At 70.1% G+C, this 17784-nt stretch carries 8 protein-coding genes; 4 read left to right on the forward strand and 4 right to left on the reverse strand.

All coding sequences use genetic code 11. From position 1 onward, the window contains the following. Nucleotides 1–122 precede the first annotated feature (122 nt). From AFR_RS29320 to AFR_RS29330, 3 genes are read left to right on the forward strand one after another with little or no spacing between them, the layout of a single operon-like run. Nucleotides 123–2951 (forward strand): PQQ-dependent sugar dehydrogenase, encoded by a 2829-nt coding sequence (locus AFR_RS29320; protein ID WP_041841231.1) that lies wholly within the window; start codon nt 123–125, stop codon nt 2949–2951. 14 nt (nt 2952–2965) lie between these two features. Then, nucleotides 2966–4663, forward strand: coding sequence for a ThuA domain-containing protein (locus tag AFR_RS29325; protein ID WP_023560439.1), 1698 nt, complete (start codon nt 2966–2968; stop codon nt 4661–4663). Continuing rightward, nucleotides 4660–7518: a glycosyl hydrolase family 95 catalytic domain-containing protein gene (locus tag AFR_RS29330; RefSeq protein WP_023560440.1), complete on the forward strand. Its 2859-nt coding sequence runs from the start codon at nt 4660–4662 to the stop codon at nt 7516–7518. The genes AFR_RS29325 and AFR_RS29330 overlap by 4 nt, the downstream gene beginning before the upstream one ends. Nucleotides 7519–7634: 116 nt before the next feature. Here the strand turns inward: AFR_RS29330 and AFR_RS44085 are convergent, their stop codons facing one another. Then, nucleotides 7635–8402 carry an alpha/beta fold hydrolase gene (locus AFR_RS44085; protein ID WP_148308089.1) on the reverse strand — a complete coding sequence of 256 codons (768 nt, stop codon included), beginning with the start codon at nt 8400–8402 and terminating at the stop codon, nt 7635–7637. Nucleotides 8403–9000: 598 nt separating this feature from the next. On the opposite strand from AFR_RS44085, the gene AFR_RS29340 reads away from it, so the two are divergent. Further along, nucleotides 9001–10755, forward strand: a complete 1755-nt coding sequence (locus AFR_RS29340) for an ABC transporter ATP-binding protein (RefSeq protein WP_023560442.1) — start codon at nt 9001–9003, stop codon at nt 10753–10755. Here the strand turns inward: AFR_RS29340 and AFR_RS29345 are convergent. Genes AFR_RS29345 through AFR_RS29355 form a run of 3 tightly spaced genes read right to left on the reverse strand, consistent with a single transcriptional unit; the run spans nt 10734 to nt 17658 of the window. Continuing rightward, nucleotides 10734–11477, reverse strand: coding sequence for a sulfotransferase-like domain-containing protein (locus tag AFR_RS29345; protein WP_148308090.1), 744 nt, complete (start codon nt 11475–11477; stop codon nt 10734–10736). The genes AFR_RS29340 and AFR_RS29345 overlap by 22 nt on opposite strands. Continuing rightward, nucleotides 11474–11695, reverse strand: coding sequence for an MbtH family protein (locus AFR_RS29350; RefSeq protein ID WP_023560444.1), 222 nt, complete (start codon nt 11693–11695; stop codon nt 11474–11476). Before AFR_RS29350 ends, AFR_RS29345 begins: the two co-directional genes overlap by 4 nt. After that, the gene (locus AFR_RS29355) at nt 11692–17658 is read right to left on the reverse strand and encodes a non-ribosomal peptide synthetase (RefSeq protein ID WP_023560445.1); all 5967 of its coding nucleotides are present in this window, start codon (nt 17656–17658) and stop codon (nt 11692–11694) included. Before AFR_RS29355 ends, AFR_RS29350 begins: the two co-directional genes overlap by 4 nt. Nucleotides 17659–17784: the final 126 nt, after the last annotated feature.

The following is a 17784-nucleotide window of genomic DNA, read 5'->3' on the forward strand; positions in this document are numbered from 1 at the left end:
TGAGTGACCCAGAGTCACCACAGCCCTCGATCGCCGGTCCGGCATCTCGACGGCATGACCCATTCCGCCGGCGCCCAGCGCCGCGTCCGAAATGACGCTGACGACGAAGGTGTGACCAATCCATGAGAAGACGCGCGATGGCGGCGGCAGCGGCCGCCGTTCTCACGGCCGCCGGCCTGGTGGCGACCGTCCTGGCCCCCGAATCGCCGGCGGCCGCCCACCCGGTCGACGCGGCCGATTTCCAGCAGGTCGAGCTGGCCCGCGGGGTGGGTGAGCTCGGCGAGCCGATGTCGATGGCGGTGCTGCCGGACCGCTCGGTTCTGCACACGGCCCGCAACGGCGTGCTGCGCCGGACCACCGCCGCCGGGGTCACCAACACGATCGGCACCCTGGCGGTCTACACCCACGACGAGGAAGGCCTGCAGGGCGTGGGGGTGGATCCCGGCTTTGCCGGCAACCGGTACATCTACCTCTTCTACGCGCCGCCGTTGTCCACCCCCGGCGGTGACGCGCCGGCCACCGGCACGGACTTCTCCGCGTGGAACGGCGTCAACCGGCTGTCCCGGTTCACGCTCAACGCCGACTACACCCTCAACACCGCCAGCCAGGCGACCGTCCTGGAAGTGCCGACCAGTCGTGGCATGTGCTGCCACGTCGGCGGCGACATCGACTTCGACGCAGCCGGCAACCTGTACCTGTCCACGGGCGACGACTCGAACCCGTTCGACTCCAGTGGCTACACGCCCATCGACGAGCGCAGCAACCGCAACCCCGTCTACGACGCACAGCGCAGCGCGGGCAACACCAACGACCTTCGCGGCAAGGTGCTGCGGATCAAGGTGAACGCGGACGCGACGTACTCGATCCCCTCGGGCAACCTGTTCACGCCCGGCACCGCCCGGACCCGGCCGGAGATCTACGCGATGGGCCTGCGCAACCCGTTCCGGCTCAGCGTCGACAAGCCGACCGGCGCGGTCTACGTCGCCGACTACGGACCCGACGCCGGCACGACCACCTCGACGCGAGGACCGGCGGGGCAGGTGGAGTTCAACCGGATCACCTCCGCCGGCAACTACGGCTGGCCGTACTGCACCGGCTCGAACACGACCAACGAGACCTATGTGGACTACACGTTCCCGTCCGGGCCGTCGGGCAACCGGTTCAACTGCGCCGCACCGGTCAACAACTCCCCGCGTAACACGGGGCTGACCAACCTCCCAGCCGCGCGACCGGCCTGGATCAAGTACGACAACTGCTCGCTGGCCGCGTTCGGCTGCGGCTCGGAGTCGCCGATGGGTGGCGCGGTGTACCGCTACGACGCGGCCAACCCGTCCACGGTCAAGTTCCCGGCCACCCTCGACGCGCACTACTTCGCGATGGAGTTCGGGCGGCGCTGGATCAAGAGCATCGACGTCAACTCCGACGGCTCCGCCGGGCAGATCAGCGACTTCCCCTGGCGCGGCACCCAGATCATGGACAGCGCCTTCGGCCCCGACGGAGCCCTGTACGTCCTGGACTACGGCACCGGCTGGGGCAGCGGCGACGCGAGTTCCGCCCTGTACCGCATCGAGTACACCAAGGGCGGCAACAACCAGGCGCCGATCGCCCGCGCCGCCGCGAATCCGACCTCCGGCGCCGCCCCGCTGACCGTCGCCTTCTCCTCGAGCGGCTCGGCGGATCCCGAAGGCGGGGCACTGAGCTACGCCTGGAACTTCGGTGACGGAAGCACGTCCTCGTCGGCCAACCCCAGCCACACCTTCGCCGCCAGCGGCCAGCGCACGGTGACACTCACGGTGACCGACCCCACCGGTCTCAGCGCGTCCGCTTCGCTGACGGTCACGGTCGGCAACACCGCCCCGACGGTCGTGCTGACCACGCCGGCCGACGGAGCACCTTTCAAGTTCGGTGACAGCGTGCCGTACTCGATCACGGTGTCGGACCCCGAGGACGGCACGGTCGACTGCAGCCGGGTGAAGCTGAGCTACCTGCTCGGCCACGACGACCACGCGCATCCGATCACCTCGAGCACCGGCTGCTCGGGGACGCTGCAGATCCCGGTGGACGGCGAGCACGACACGGCGGCCAACCTGTACGCGGTGTTCGACGCGGAGTACACCGATCTCGGCGCCAACGGCCAGCCCGCGCTGACCACGCACAAGCAGCAGATCCTCCAGCTGCGGCACCGGCAGGCCGAGCACCGCAGCACCCAGTCCGGCACCTCGCTGTTCAGCAAGGCGGCCGCAGAGGGCGGGCAGACGGTCGGCGACATCCAGAACGGCGACTGGATCGCGTTCCAGCGGTACGCGCTCGCGAACGAGAACCAGTTCACGGCCCGGGTGTCCTCGGGCGGTGCCGGCGGCACGCTCTCGGTGCGCGCCGGATCGCCCACCGGCACCGTCCTGGGAACCGTCACGGTGCCGGTCACCGGAAGCTGGGAAACCTTCACCGAGGTGTCGACGGCCCTGTCCGGGGCCCCGGCCGGCACCACCACGCTCTACCTGACGTTCCAGGGCGGCACCGGAACGCTGTTCGACGTGGATGCGTTCACGCTCGGCGCAGCGACGGGCGGTGGCGGCACCGGCCGGATCGTCGGCGCGAACGGTTCGTGTGTCGACGTCAACGCCGGCAGTTCCGCCGACGGCACCAAGGTCCAGCTGTGGACCTGCAACACCGGCACCAACCAGCAGTGGACCCGTACCGCGAACACCCTGCGGGCGCTGGGCAAGTGCATGGGCGTGGCCGGTGGCGCGACGGCCGACGGCAGCCTGGTGCAGCTCTCGACCTGCACCGGCTCCGGCGCGCAGAACTGGACGGCCGGGGCCAACGGATCACTGGTCAACGCCGGCTCCGGCAAGTGCCTGGACGCCAACGGCGGCAGCTCCACCAACGGCACCCAGCTGATCATCTGGACCTGCCACGGCGGCACCAACCAGCGCTGGACACTGCCATGAGAGGAATCCCGGCCATGCGAGCACTTCCCCGCACACTCCTGGGCGCGGCCGCAGCAGTGCTGCTGACCCTCGCCGGTCTCGGTGCTGCACCGGCGCAGGCCGCCGACGCGCCGTACGACGTCCTGGTCTTCTCCAGGACCGCCGGCTTCCGGCACGACTCGATCCCGGCCGGCATCCAGCTGATCCGTGACCTGGGAGCCGGCAACAGCTTCACGGTCACCGCGACCGAGGACGCCGGCCAGTTCAGTACGGCCAACCTGGCCCGGTTCGAGGCCGTCGTCTTCCTCAACACGACCGGCGACGTCCTGAACACCACCCAGCAGAGCGCCTTCGAGAGTTACATCCGGGCCGGCGGCGGCTACGTCGGCGTACACGCGGCCTCGGACACCGAGTACGACTGGCCGTTCTACGGCCAACTGGTCGGGGCGTATTTCGCCTCGCACCCGGCGATCCAGCAGGCGACCACGCGGGTGGAGGACCGGGCGCACGCGGCGACCGCCGGACTGGCGCCGACGGTGACCCGGACCGACGAGTGGTACAACTTCCGGACCAATCCCCGGTCCTCGGCCCGGGTGCTCACCGCACTGGACGAGTCGAGTTACTCCGGCGGCACCATGGGCGGCGACCACCCGCACACCTGGTGCAAGACCCTGCAGGGCGGCCGGTCCTTCTACACCGGGGCCGGCCACACCCAGGCCAATTACACCGAGCCCGGCTTCCGGGCCCTCGTCCTCGGCGGGATCCGGTACGCGGCCGGCCGTACCAAGGCGGACTGCCGGCCCGAGAACGGCTACACCGCGCTCTACAACGGGTCCACCACGGGCTGGTCCCAGGCCGGGCCGGGCGGCTTCAGCAACAGCAACGCCACGCTGACCTCCTCCGGTGGACCGGGCCTGCTGTGGTACAGCACCAAGGAGTTCCGCTCGTACTCGCTCAAGCTCGACTGGATGATGCCCGGCGACGACAACTCCGGTGTGGTGATCGGCTTCCCGGCCGGCAGCGACCCGGCTGCGGCCCTCGCGAACGGCTACGAGGTGCAGATCGACGCCACCGACACGGCCGACCGGACCACCGGCGCGGTGTACGGGGCGAAATCGGCCGACATCGCCGCCCGTGACGCGGCGCTGAACCCACCGGGTGAGTGGAACACCTTCGAGCTGCTGGTCGAGGGGGAACGACTGCAGGTCCTGCTGAACGGCGTCACCATCAACGACTTCACCAACACCGACCCGGCACGCTCGCTGACCTCCGGCCACATCGGCATCCAGAACCACGGCACCGGCGAGGACGTGTCGTTCCGCAACATCCGGATCAAGGAGTCAGCGGGCACCACACCCCGGACCGGCCCGATCACCGGCGCCGCCGGCAAGTGCGTCGACGTCGCCGGCGGGAGCTCCGCCGACGGTACGAAGATCCAGCTGTGGGGTTGCACCGGCAGCGCCCACCAGCAGTGGACGGTCAACGGGACCGTGCGCTCGCTCGGCAAGTGCATGGGTGTCGCCGGCGGCAGCACCGCCAACGGCGCACTGGTCCAGCTGTCGACCTGCAACGGCTCCGGCGGCCAGACCTGGACCCCCGGTTCCAACGGCTCCCTGGTCAACCCGCAGTCCGGCAAGTGCCTGGACGCCAACGGTGCGGGCTCCGCGGACGGGACACAGCTGATCATCTGGTCCTGCCACGGCGCCGCCAACCAGCGCTGGACGCTGCCATGACCGACCTGACACGCCGCAAGTTGCTCGCCGCCGGGATGGCCGGGGCCGGGGCGGCGCTGCTGCCGCCCGGGTGGACCGCGGCCGCGCGGGCCGGAGCGGTGCCACCGGCGGGTGTGCTGGCAGCCGGGGACCTGGCGCTCTGGTACGACGAGCCCGCGGGCACGGACTGGCTGCGCGCCCTGCCGATCGGCAACGGGCGCCTCGGGGCCATGGTGTTCGGCAATATCGACACCGAACGGCTCCAGCTCAACGAGGACACCGTGTGGGCCGGTGGGCCCTACGACTCGGCCAACACGCGGGGTGCAGCCAACCTCGCGGAGATCCGGCGACGGGTCTTCGCCGACCAGTGGGTCCCGGCCCAGGATCTGATCAACCAGACGATGCTCGGCAGCCCCGCCGGGCAGCTGGCCTACCAGCCGGTCGGCAATCTGCGGCTCGCCTGCGGCAGTGCCACCGGCGCGTCCGGGTACAACCGGACGCTGGACCTGACCACCGCCACGATGACCACCACGTACGTGCTCAACGGTGTGCGGTATCAGCGCGAGGTGTTCGCCAGCGCGCCGGACCAGGTGGTGGCGATCCGGCTCACGGCCGACCGGGCCGGCGCGATCACCTTCACCGCCACGTTCGACAGCCCGCAGCGCACGACCGTGTCCAGTCCCGACTCTGCGACGATCGCCCTCGACGGCATCTCCGGCGACATGGAAGGTGTCGCCGGCTCGGTCCGGTTCCTGGCTCTGGCCGGCGCGAGCGTCACCGGGGGCACGGTCAGCAGCTCCGGCGGCACCCTGCGGGTCGCCGGAGCCACCAGCGTCACCGTGCTGGTGTCCATCGGCTCCAGCTACGTCAACTACCGCACGGTCAACGGTGACTACCAGGGCATCGCCCGGCGGCACCTCGCCGCCGCCCGTACCTCGGGCTTCGACCAGCTGCGGACCCGGCACGTGGCCGACCACCAGGCGCTGTTCAACCGGGTGACGATCGACCTGGGCCGTACGCCGGCGGCCGATCAGACCACCGACGTGCGGATCGCCCAGCATGCGACCGTCACCGACCCGCAGTTGTCGGCCCTGCTGTTCCAGTACGGCCGCTACCTGCTGATCGCCTCGTCGCGGCCCGGCAGCCAGCCGGCCAATCTGCAGGGCATCTGGAACCAGGACATGGCCCCGTCGTGGGATTCCAAGTACACCGTCAACGCGAACCTGCCGATGAACTACTGGCCGGCCGACACGACGAACCTCTCCGAGTGTTTCCTGCCCGTCTTCGACATGATCAAGGATCTGACGGTGACCGGGGCCCGCACCGCCACCGTGCAGTACGGCGCCGGCGGCTGGGTGACCCACCACAACACCGACGCCTGGCGCGGATCGTCGGTCGTCGACGGCGCGCTGTGGGGCATGTGGCAGACCGGTGGCGCCTGGCTCGCCACGATGATCTGGGACCACCACCTGTTCACCGGCGACCTCGATTTCCTGCGCGCCAACTATCCGGCGATGAAGGGCGCCGCACAGTTCTTCCTCGACACGCTGGTGACCCACCCGGCCCTGGGACACCTGGTCACCAACCCGTCGAACTCCCCCGAGCTGCCCCACCACCCGAACGCCAGCGTGTGCGCCGGGCCGACCATGGACAACCAGATCCTGCGCGACCTGTTCACCGGCGTCGCGCGCGCCGGCGAGGTACTCGGCGTGGACGCCACCTTCCGCACCCAGGTCCTTGCGGCACGCGACCGGCTGGCGCCCACCCGGGTCGGCTCACGCGGCAACATCCAGGAGTGGCTCGCCGACTGGGTGGAGACCGAGCGCAACCACCGGCACGTCTCCCACCTGTACGGCCTGCACCCGAGCAACCAGATCACCCGGCGGACGACACCCCAGCTGTACCAGGCCGCGCGCCAGACCCTGGAACTGCGCGGCGACGACGGCACCGGCTGGTCACTGGCCTGGAAAATCAACTTCTGGGCCCGCCTGGAGGACGGTGCCCGCGCCCACAAACTCCTGCGCGACCTGGTACGCACCGACCGCCTCGCACCCAACATGTTCGACCTGCACCCCCCGTTCCAGATCGACGGCAACTTCGGCGCCACCTCCGGAATCGCCGAAATGCTGCTGCACAGCCACAACGGCGAACTGCACGTGCTGCCCGCACTACCGCCGGCCTGGCCCGCCGGCAGCTTCACCGGTCTGCGCGGCCGCGGCGGGCACACGGTCGGCGCCGCCTGGAGTGCCACCCGCACCGACCTCACCATCACACCCGACCGCACCGGCACGATCCGGGTCCGCAACCGCATCTTCACCGGCACCTTCGACCTGCGCGACGAAACGAGCAGCGTCGCGGTGCAGCCGACCCGGCTGGAGACCGACCTCGTCCAGTTCACCGGCCAGGCCGGCCACATCTACCGGGCATCGGCCGCACAGGCGGGGCCGGTGGTGACCGGCGTGTACTACCGGCTGGTCGCCCAGCACAGCGGAAAGGCCGCGGACATCAACGGCACGTCGACCACCGCCGGCGCACAGCTGATCCAGTGGCAGACCAGCGGCGCCCTCAACCAGCAGTTCGACTTCCTGCCTTCGGACGGCGGCTACCACCGGATCCGGGCCCGTCACAGCGGCCTGGTCCTGCAGGTCGCCGGCACCACCACCGGCGCGGACATCACCCAGCAGCCGGACGCCGACACCACCAGCCAGCAGTGGCGGGTCGAGGACCAGGGCGGCGGAGTGGTCAGGCTCCTCAACCGCCAGAGCGGGCTGGCCATGGACGTCTGGCAGGCCGCCACCACCGACGGCGCCCGCATCTCACAGTGGACTCCGGGCACCGGCCCCAACCAACGCTTCCAACTCCAGCGCGTCGACTGAGCCTCATGATGTCCCTGAACGCTCAATTCCGGGGACCCATGACTGCTTCATCGAACCGGCCCGGTCGATCTCGTCGAGAGCGGCCGGGCCGAGGCTCGACAGGTCCGGGATGGCCGCTACCTGGCGCCGGAGGTCATGCTCAGCGCGGGGTGGTCCATCAGCAACAGGGCGAGGCCCTCAGGGTCCTCGCGGTGAGCGTCGTGGCCCGTTTCCAGGGACTCGTGGGTGAAGGTGCCGGACTCGCAGGCCAGCTCGTTCAGCCGGGCCTGCATGCCGTCCCGTCCGGCTCGCCACGCGGACGCCGACGGCTCGTCGAACAGCAGCGCGAACTCGGCGGTCAACGAGCCGCTCACGACCAGCATCGGGCAGCGGCGCCGGCGGTAGACAGCAGGCAGGTCGAGGGCATCGACTTCCTCCATCATCTGGATCAGTGCCGGCGACATGCCTTTCGACATGCCGTCCAGGTCGGTGCGCAACCGCCGCAGCGCAACTTCAGCGTCCTCACCGGTGAGCCCGAGCAGCTGGTCGGTGCGGGTGGGATTGCCGTGCCCGTCCACGTTGATCGCGAGCGGACAGTCGCTGTGGCGAGTGGCCCAGACCGCGGCCACCATGCCGCCCAGGGAATGCCCGGCGACCACCGGCGTCCGCAGCCCGAGCTCAGCGACCACGGCTTCCGCGTCGGCGACGGCGGCATCCCACGACCATCGGCCGGGTCCGCTCTCGCCGTGTCCGCGCAGGTCCATCGCCACCGGCCGGAACCCGCCGTCACGCAGCAGCCCGGCGAACTCGTCCCAGTCGTGGTGGGTGCGTCCGCCGCCGTGCATCAACAGGACGTCAGTGCCGCTGCCGCCGTAGTCGTTCACCGCCAGGGGAAGGTCGCCCACGAAGTGCACGGTGGCAGCCTACCAGTGCATACCCCCGCAATTTGCTCGGCGACGCTTACAGGCCGTCGACGATGAGAAGGTCGGCGTGCGACTTCCGCATCGGCAGAATTTCCTGATTCCGGGAAGTGCCGGTGGTGGCCTTCTCGGCGTCGAGCGCCCGGCCAGTCGACGCCGTCGCGGAACTTGAACAGCACGATGTGCTTGATCATGCAGGCCGCTAAGGGATCCGGATGCCGTTCTCGCCGGCCGGGATGCCGGCGGAACAGCACCTCCCCCAGCGCCGCGGCGACGTGGTCGGCCGGGACGGCAAGCCTGGCCGGCGGGGTAACGGCAGCTTCGACGGGTCCGGGTCGGCCGGCCGCAGCGCCCGGTCACGATGAGGTCGGCGTCGTTCTGCAAGGAGGTGAAAAGTCGACCGGAAGGGCCAGCTGTGTTGATCTGTAGAACGCGCGGAGTCCAGGCGACGACAACGGCAAATCTTCGCCGGCCTGATTTTGTGCACTCGATCCGACAATTTCACATTTATCGATAGCGCCGCGGTTCTGCCGGACCCGGACCGTAGCCTCTACGCCAGTCGTTCGAGGAGGGGTCCGCAGTCTTGGAGGGTTCCACTGACGACAAGAAGAAGCCGCCCGAGGTCTCCCTGCGCCGCGTCGGCGGCCTGCTCAAACCGCATTGGCCCCGGCTGACCGCGGTCATCGCCATCATCGTCGCCTCGTCGCTGGTCGGCATGGCCACGCCTTTTCTGCTGCGCGCGATCATCGACCGGGCGCTTCCGGCCCAGGACCTCGAGCTGCTGACCTGGCTCGTCGTCGGCCTGATCGCGGTCGCCGTGATGACCGCGGTGTTCGGCATCACCCAGACCTGGATCGCCACGGCCATCGGTCAGCGGGTCATGCACCAGCTGCGGGTGGATGTCTTCACCCATCTGCACCGTCAGTCGGTGGCGTTCTTCACCCGCACCCGCGCCGGGGAGATCCAGTCACGGATCACCAACGACATCGGCGGCATGCAGGCGGTTGTCACCTCGACGGCCACGTCGATCGCGTCGAACCTGACGACGGCCGTCGCCACGGCGGTGGCCATGCTCGTGCTGTCCTGGCAGCTCTTCCTCGTGTCCCTGATCGTGCTGCCGCCCGCGCTGCTGCTGGCCCGCCGGGTCGCGCGGATGCGCAAGGAGATCACCGCGCAGCGTCAGCGCGAGCTCGCCGACCTCAACGTCATCATCGAGGAGAGCCTGTCGATCAGCGGTGTGCAACTCAGCAAGATCATGGGGACGGGCCCGGCACTGATCGATCGCTTCGCCGGCTCGTCGGCCCGCCTGGTCGATCTGCAGCTGCGTGCACAGCTGACCGGTCGCTGGCGGGGCGCCACCATGAACATCATCTTCGCTGCGATCCCGGCGATCATCTATCTGAGCGCCGGTCTGCCGCCGTCCGCCGGCAAGCTGACCATCGGCACGATCGTCGCCTTCACCAGCCTGCAGTCCCGGCTGTTTCAGCCGATGATGGGCCTGCTCGACGTCGGTGTCTCGCTGGCCAGCTCGACGGCGCTGTTCGCGCGCGTCTTCGAATACCTGGATCTGCCGGTCGAGGTCGACGACCCGGTCCTGCCGGTCCGGTTGCCCCTGCCGGTACGCGGCCACCTGCGTTTCGACGACGTGAGTTTCACCTACCCCGGCAGCGTGGAGCCCGCCATCAGCGGCATCACCCTGAACGTGCCGCCCGGGTCCTCGATCGCGCTGGTGGGCGAGACCGGCTCGGGCAAGAGCACGGTGGCCTCGCTGATCGTGCGGCTCTACGACCCGACCGAGGGCCGGATCACCGTCGACGGCTTCGACCTGCGCGCGCTACGGCTCAACGAACTGGTCGGTGTGATCGGCATGGTCGGCCAGGAGACCTATCTGCTGCACGCCTCGGTCCGGGAGAACCTGCGGTACGCGCGACCCGACGCCACCGATGAGCAGATCGAGTGGGCCGCGCGAGCCGCCCAGGTCCACGACGTCATCGTCGCTCTTCCCGAGGGTTACGACACCGTCGTGGGCTCGCGCGGCCACCGGTTCTCCGGCGGGGAGAAGCAGCGGATCGCCATCGCCCGGACGCTGCTGCGCAATCCGCCGATCCTGGTGCTGGACGAGGCGACCAGCGCCCTGGACAACACGACCGAGCGGGCTGTCCAGCGCGCCCTGGAAGAACTGGCCCGCGGGCGTACGACGGTGACCATCGCCCACCGGCTGTCGACCATCCGCAACGCCGACCAGATCGTCGTCATGCGGGGCGGCCGGATCCTGGAGGCCGGCACCCACGACAGCCTGATCTTGATCGACGGTTTCTACGCCGCGCTGACGGCGTGAGAGCGTGCCCACTTGCGCAACACGTGGTAGTCCGGCCGGTGGTGCCAGTAGCAGTCGTACAGGAACCGGTTGTTGTCCACCGTGGACTCGTAGGTGCGCTCGGCGCGGATGAAGTGGGAGCTGCCGGCCGCATCGCGGTGCCACTGCGAGGTGCGGCTCCAGACCTGCTGGTCTCCGGGCTGCCAGGACAGTGACGACTCCAGAAAAGGTATGCCGAGGTGGCGGCAGTAGCGCTCGACCGCACCTGGTGCGTCGGTCAGCAGCTCCTCGGCCTCGACCACGTACGGCCGCACACCGGTCGTCTCGCGGACCCTTCGTGCCATCTCGACCTGATGGCCGTACCCGATCTCGCCGCAGGCCATGTCCGGGTTCATCGCGTAGTGCGACGGGATCACCCGGCGCGGATCGCGGATGATGAACGTGTGCCGCCCGACCTCCGGAATGCGGTCGCCGCCGGTCGTGAGGTAGTCGTACTCGGTGGTCTCCTTGACGAAGACCGGGTGGTCGCCGGCCCGTTCCTCGAGCAGTTTCAGCAGCTCGTCGTGGCTGGTCGCGGTGTAGTCGCCGACGGCGGTCCGGCCCTGGACGACGATGCTCGAGAACGGTTCGTGGAAGACCTCGTGGTCCCCGCGTTCCAGCATCATCCGCAGGAATGCCGTCGACATCGACCGGGGGGTGCCCCAGAGGAAGATCAGGTTGGAGTGCACGGCTGCGGCCCTCATCCGTTCTGCGCCGAGGCCATGCGGGTGATCAGGCTCGCCGGCCGGATGTCCCACCACGACCTCTCGATGTAGGCCAGGCAATCCTCGCGGCTCTCCGGGCCCGACACGGTACGCCAGCCGGCCGGCACATCGATCACCTCCGGCCACAGCGAGTGCTGTCCTTCGTCGTTGACCAGCACGAAGTAGCTGATGTCCTCGCGTTCGAACGGGTTGCTCATGCCGTCGGACCTTCCGTGGGAGTGAGACGTAGGTGCTCGGCCACCCGGGCGCCGATCAGCTGCAGCACCTCGGCCCGGGCGAGTTGCCGGTGCTTGTAGTCCAGGGCCATGACGTCGACGGCGCCGGAGACGTACGGGTGCCACATCGGTGCGAAGTAGTGCTCTTCCGGCCGTGCCGCGATCGCCTCGATGAAGAGCACGTCACCGTCGAAGACCGAGAACTTGTGGCCGTCGGCGACCTTGATCATGTTTTCGTAGAAGTCCACCGTGGCCCGGCCCTTCTGGCGCATCAGGAACGAGTACGGCCCCTGACGCTGCCGGAGCTGCTCGTAGAGGATGTCGCCGGTGAGGTGGGGACGTTCCTCGGCCGGGACGTTGAGGTCGAAGTGGTGCGCGACCGCGTTCAGCCGCTCGACCTGCGTCGCCGGGCGCTGCGGTGTCGGACGGGCATCGAGCATCGCGATCAGGGCGACCTCCTCGCCACCGCGCTGCAACTGCACGCCCATCTCGTGGGCGATCTCCCCGCCGGTGCTCAGACCCAGCAGGTGGTACGGCCCTTCGGGCTGGACCAGGCGGATCTGCTGGACGTAGTCGGCAGCCATCGCCGTCATCGTCGTCGGCAGTTCCTCGCCCGGTCCCAGTCCGCGAGCCTGGACGCCGTACACGCCGACGGCCGACGGGATCGCGTTGACCAGCGGGTAGTAGAGCCAGCTCAACCCGCCCAGGGGATGGATGCAGAACAGCGACTCCGGGGTGGTGCCCGGCCGCAGCGGCACCACCACGTCGAGGGTTGCCTCTTCGGGCTCGGCGGCGAGCCACCCGGCCAGGTCCTTGGCGGTCGGCACGGCGGAGACCACGAGCGGGTTGACGGTCATCCCGAACTCGGCCTCGATGGCCCGCGTGAGCGCCTCGACCGTCTCGCGGCCACCGCCGAGGTCGAAGAGGTTGTCCTCGGCGGCCACCTCGTCGACGCCCAGCGCCTGAGCGACCAGGACGCGCATCCGGTCCTCGGGCGAGGCCTGGGAGTCGGCGTCCGGCAACAGCGGCAGGTCGCCGATGCGGGCAGCCAGGTCGGCGAGCGTCGAGCTCTCGAAGACCGTCCGGAACGGCAGTTCGACGCGCAGCAGCGACCGGATCTCGTTGACCATCTGCATCGCTAGCAGCGAGTGGCCACCGAGCGCGAAGAAGTTGTCGTCGCGACCCACCCTCGCCACGGACAGCAGTTCCTGCCACAGCCCGGCCAGGGACTCCTCGATCGGCCCGGCCGGCGCCTCGTACGCCCGGTCGGTGTCCACCACGCCCGGGTCCGGCAGCTGACGACGGTCCACCTTGCCGTTCACCGTCACCGGGAAGGCGTCCATGGCCACGAACGCCGACGGCACCAGGTGCGCCGGCACCACCGCGGGCATCTGCCGGCGCAGCCGCACCGGGTCGGGATCGAAGCCGACGACGTACGCCACGAGCCGCTTGTCCACGCCGTCGCCGTGCACCGTCACCACGGCCTGTTCCACCCCGTGCAGTCCGAGCAGCGCCGCCTCGACCTCGCCCAGCTCCACCCGGACACCGCGGATCTTGACCTGTTCGTCGTCACGGCCGAGGAACTCGATCGCCCCGTCGGGGCGCCGGCGGGCGCGGTCACCGGTGCGGTACATCCGCTCCCCCGCCACGAACGGGTCGGCGACGAACCGCTGCGCGGTCAGGTCGGCCCGGTTCAGATAACCGCGGGCGAGCGGACGTGCGGCGATGTAGATCTCACCCGGCATACCGGGCGGCACGTGGCCGAGGTCGGGACCGAGCACGTAGACCCGGGCGTTGGCGATCGGGACGCCGATCGGCGCGCTGCGACTGTCGTCGTCGTCGCGGCACAGCCAGCTCGTCACGCCGATGGCGGCTTCGGTCGGGCCGTACAGGTTGTAGATCTCGGTCTGAGGCAGTGCCTCGGCGAAGCGGCTCCGCAAGCTGCGCGTCAGCGTCTCCCCACCGGCGATGACGTGGCGCAGGCTGGTGCAGCGCGCGGCGTCGGGCTCCCGCAGGAACATCTCGAGCATCGACGGGACGAAGTCGACGAGCGTGACCTGCTCCCGCTGGATGAGGTCCACCAGGTAGCGCGGGTCGCGGTGCCCGTCGGGCCGGGCCATGACCAGCGTCGCCCCGTTCGTCAGCGCCCAGAACAGCTCCCAGACCGAGGTGTCGAAGGTGAACGGCGACTTCTGCAGCACCCGGCCGTCAGTTCCGGCGCCGAACCGCTCGTTCATCCACGTCAGCCGGTTGCGGATGGCCGCGCGGACGTTCACCACGCCCTTCGGGGTGCCGGTCGACCCGGAGGTGTAGATCGCGTACACGGCGTCCTCGCCGTCGACCGGCACCCCGGGATCGTGCGAGGGACGTGCCGCGAGGTCGGTGTCCGGTCCGTCGACGCACAGCAGCAGATCGTCGTGAGCGGCCAGCCGGTCCTGGGTGGCCCGGTGGGTGAGGACAACACCGACCGCGGCGTCACCGATCATCGACGTCAGGCGGGCGGCCGGCAGGTCGGGGTCGAGCGGGACGAACGCACCTCCGGTCTTCCAGATCGCGAGGACACCCACGACCAGGTCGAAGCCGCGTTCCATGCTGATGCCCACCAGCGTCTCGCGCCCTGCACCGAGCTCGATGAGGTGATGCGCGAGCTGGTTCGCACGGCGGTTCAACTCCCCGTACGGCAGGTCCACACCCTCGAACCGTACGGCGATCGCGTCCGGGTTCCGGCGGGCGTGTTGCTCGACGAGCTGATGCGGCCAGGGTCGCGCCGCCCAGTCGCGGACGTCTCCGGTGCTCGCCGCCTCGACGGCGAGCCGTTCCTCCCCGCTCATCACCGGCAACCGGCCGATCGGCAGGCCGGGCTGCGCGACCGCCTCGGCCAGCAGACGGCCGAGCATGCCGACCATCCGCTCGACGGTGTCGTGGTCGAACAGGTCGCAGGCGTACATCACCTCACCGCCGAGGCCGGACGGCCGGCCGGACTCATCGAGGAACTCCACGAACTGAACGCTGAGGTCGAACTTCGCCGATCCGGACCCCACGCCCATCCGCTCCGAGCGCACGCCGGCGAGGCCGAAGCGCGCCGACCGGCCGACCTGCGAGGCGACCATGACCTGGAACAGGGGATGCCGGCCGGGCACGCGGGGTGGGTTCAGCTCCTCGACGACGCTCTCGAACGGCACGTCCTGATGACCGAAAGCCAGCAGGTCCTGCTCGCGGACCCGCCCGATGAGCTCGTCGAAGGACGGGTCGCCGGTGAGGTCGGCCCGCAGCACCAGGGTGTTGACGAAAAAGCCGACCAGATCTTCCAGGGCCTCGTCGACCCGGCCGGACACCGGCCACCCGAGCGGGACGTCGGTGCCGGCTCCGAGCCGGGAGAGCAACGCGGCCACGGCCGACTGCAGGACCATGAAAACAGTGGCGCCGTGGCGCCGCGCCGTCGCCGCGATCTGCTCGTGCACCTCCGCCGGGACGCTGATCGGCACCGACCGGCCACGGTACGTCGGCTCGGCCGGCCGGCCGCGGTCAACCGGCAGCGCCAGCTCGTGGGGGGCATCGGCCAGAAGGTCCCGCCAGTAAGCGATCTGGGGCCGGGCGAGCCGCACCAGTTCCCGCTGCCACACGGCGAAGTCGGCGTACTGCACCGGGAGCTCGGTCCACTGCGGTGGGCGACCCGCGCGCCGCCGCTCGTAGGCCTCCTGGAGGTCGCGCATCAGCGGTTCCATGGAGGCGCCGTCGGCGGTGATGTGGTGCAGGACCAGGACCAGCACGAAGTCGTCCGGTCCGAACTCCAGCAGGCGTGCCCGCAAGGGGATCTGGGTCGTCAGGTCGAAGCCTTCGCGGACGACCCGCCGTACGGTGTCCTCCCGATCGCCGGCTGCGACCGGCTCGCGCACGAGCAGCTCGCCGAGGTCGGCCATCGGCACGACCTGCTGTCGCGGCTGTCCTTCCAGCACCGGGAAGCGGGTACGCAACGGCTCGTGCCGCCGGACGATGTCGGTGATCGCAGCACGCAGCGCCGCCTCGTCGAGACCGTCGGACAGGCGGACGACCACCGGGATGTGGTACGCCCCGTCGCCGCCGCGCAACTGCGCGGTCAGCCACATCTGCTGCTGCGGGTAGGACAACGGCACCGTCGCCGCACGCACCTGGCGCCGCAGCACCGGCCGCGTACCGGACTTCAGCACCGACACCCGCCGGGCGAGATCGGCCAGAGTCGAGGTCTCGAAGAGGTCCCGGACCGGCAGTTCGACGTTCATCGCCGTCCGGACGCGGTTCACCAGCTGCGTCGCCAGCAGCGAGTGGCCGCCGAGGCGGTAGAACTCGTCGGTGCGACCGACGCGGGGAACGCCGAGCACGTCCTCCCAGAGCCGCGCCAGCGTCTGCTCGACCGCTCCGACCGGCGGCACAAAATCGCGGACGCCCGCATCGCCGGCCGGATCCGGCAGGGCTTTGCGGTCGACCTTGCCGTTCACCGTGACGGGCATCGAGTCGAGCATCGTGAACACCGAGGGCACCAGATGGTCGGGCACCACCGCGGCCAGGTTCCGGCGCAGACCGGCGGCGTCCGGGCCATCGGCATCGGCCACGACGTAGGCGACCAGACGGCGATCGGCCCCGTCGCCGTGCGCGACGACGACGGCCTGGTCCACACCGGCCAGACCCATCAGCGCCGACTCGATCTCGCCCGGCTCCACCCGTACGCCCCGGATCTTGACCTGGTCGTCGGCGCGGCCCTGGTACTCCAGCTGACCGTCGGCGCGCCTGCGCACCACGTCACCGGTGCGGTACATCCGTTCTCCGGGCGTGCCGAACGGGTCGGCGACAAAACGCTGGGCGGTCAGCGCGGTCCGCCCGGCATATCCGCGGGCCAGCCCGGCACCGGCGAGGTACAGCTCACCGGGGACACCGACCGGCTGTTCCCGCAGGAGCTCGTCCAGCACGTACACCCGTACGTTGGGCAGGGGCCGCCCGATCGGCGGTGTGCCGTCACCGGTCAACGGATCACTCACGGTCGCCGCAACCGTGGCCTCCGTCGGCCCGTACGCGTTGAGCATGCGCCGATCGCGGCACCACCGGGCCGCCACGGCGGGCGGACACGCCTCACCGGCCACGACGAGCGTCACCGCATCCGGCAGACCCCCGGCGTCCTCCACCGCGGACAGCAGCGACGGCGGCAGCGTCACGTGGGTGACGCCCCGGCTCCGGACGAGGTCGACCAGCGCGGGACCGGGCACCAGCCGCGAGGCGTCGGCCACGACCAGGGCCGCACCGGACAGCAGCGTCGTCCACACCTCGGACACCGAGGCGTCGAAACTGACCGACGCGAACTGCAGCCGCCGGCGCCCGGGACCCAGCCCGAGGATCTGCGCCTGGGCCCGGACGAGGTTCTGCGCGCTGCGATGGGTCACCACGACGCCCTTGGGCACACCGGTCGAACCCGAGGTGAAGATGAGGTAGGCGGCGTGGTCCGGCAGCAGCTCCTCGTGGCGGTCGGCGTCGCGGACAGCGTGCCCGTCGAGGCCGGCCAGCTCGTCGACGACCTTCGGGTCGTCGAGGACCACCTGAGGGATCGCGGAAGAACCCGGCGATGCGGCGCTGGTCGTCGTCACCACGCACCGGGCCCGCGCGTCGGCCATCATGAACTCGGCGCGCGCGGCCGGATAAGCCACGTCCACCGGCACGTACGCCCCGCCGGCTTTGACCACCGCGAGGGCCGCCACCACGAAGTCGACGGACCGGCTCATCCGCAGCGCCACCACGACCTCGGGGCCGACTCCCTGATCGATCAGCAGCCGGGCCAGCCGGTTGGACCGCTCGTCCAGCTCCGCGAAGGACAGCGAGGCGTCGTCGCCGACCACGGCGACTTCGCTCGCACCGTGCTCGACCTGCGCGGCGAACAATTCCGGCAGTGTCGGCGGGTTGCCTGGCGAAGAGTCGAGCACAAACGGCCTCCTGGAAGCGGCGCCCCGGCGACCGGCCGCCGAGAAGGCGTTCGCTGTCGCAGTGACGATCTTGAGTGGCGCAACGTCACGCCACTGTGGAGGTACCGAATAAAAAACACAAGATGG

This window comes from Amorphoplanes friuliensis DSM 7358 (genome assembly GCF_000494755.1).
In the GTDB taxonomy this organism is placed as follows: domain Bacteria; phylum Actinomycetota; class Actinomycetes; order Mycobacteriales; family Micromonosporaceae; genus Actinoplanes; species Actinoplanes friuliensis.

What these genes read in the sequence shown, in the direction of transcription:
- AFR_RS29330 (WP_023560440.1), top strand. Translation starts at nt 4,660, where the DNA reads ATGACCGACCTGACACGCCGCAAGTTGCTCGCCGCCGGGATGGCCGGG.
- AFR_RS29325 (WP_023560439.1), top strand. Translation starts at nt 2,966, where the DNA reads ATGCGAGCACTTCCCCGCACACTCCTGGGCGCGGCCGCAGCAGTGCTG.
- AFR_RS29320 (WP_041841231.1), top strand. Translation starts at nt 123, where the DNA reads ATGAGAAGACGCGCGATGGCGGCGGCAGCGGCCGCCGTTCTCACGGCC.
- AFR_RS29345 (WP_148308090.1), bottom strand. Translation starts at nt 11,477, where the DNA reads ATGAGGGCCGCAGCCGTGCACTCCAACCTGATCTTCCTCTGGGGCACC.
- AFR_RS29350 (WP_023560444.1), bottom strand. Translation starts at nt 11,695, where the DNA reads ATGAGCAACCCGTTCGAACGCGAGGACATCAGCTACTTCGTGCTGGTC.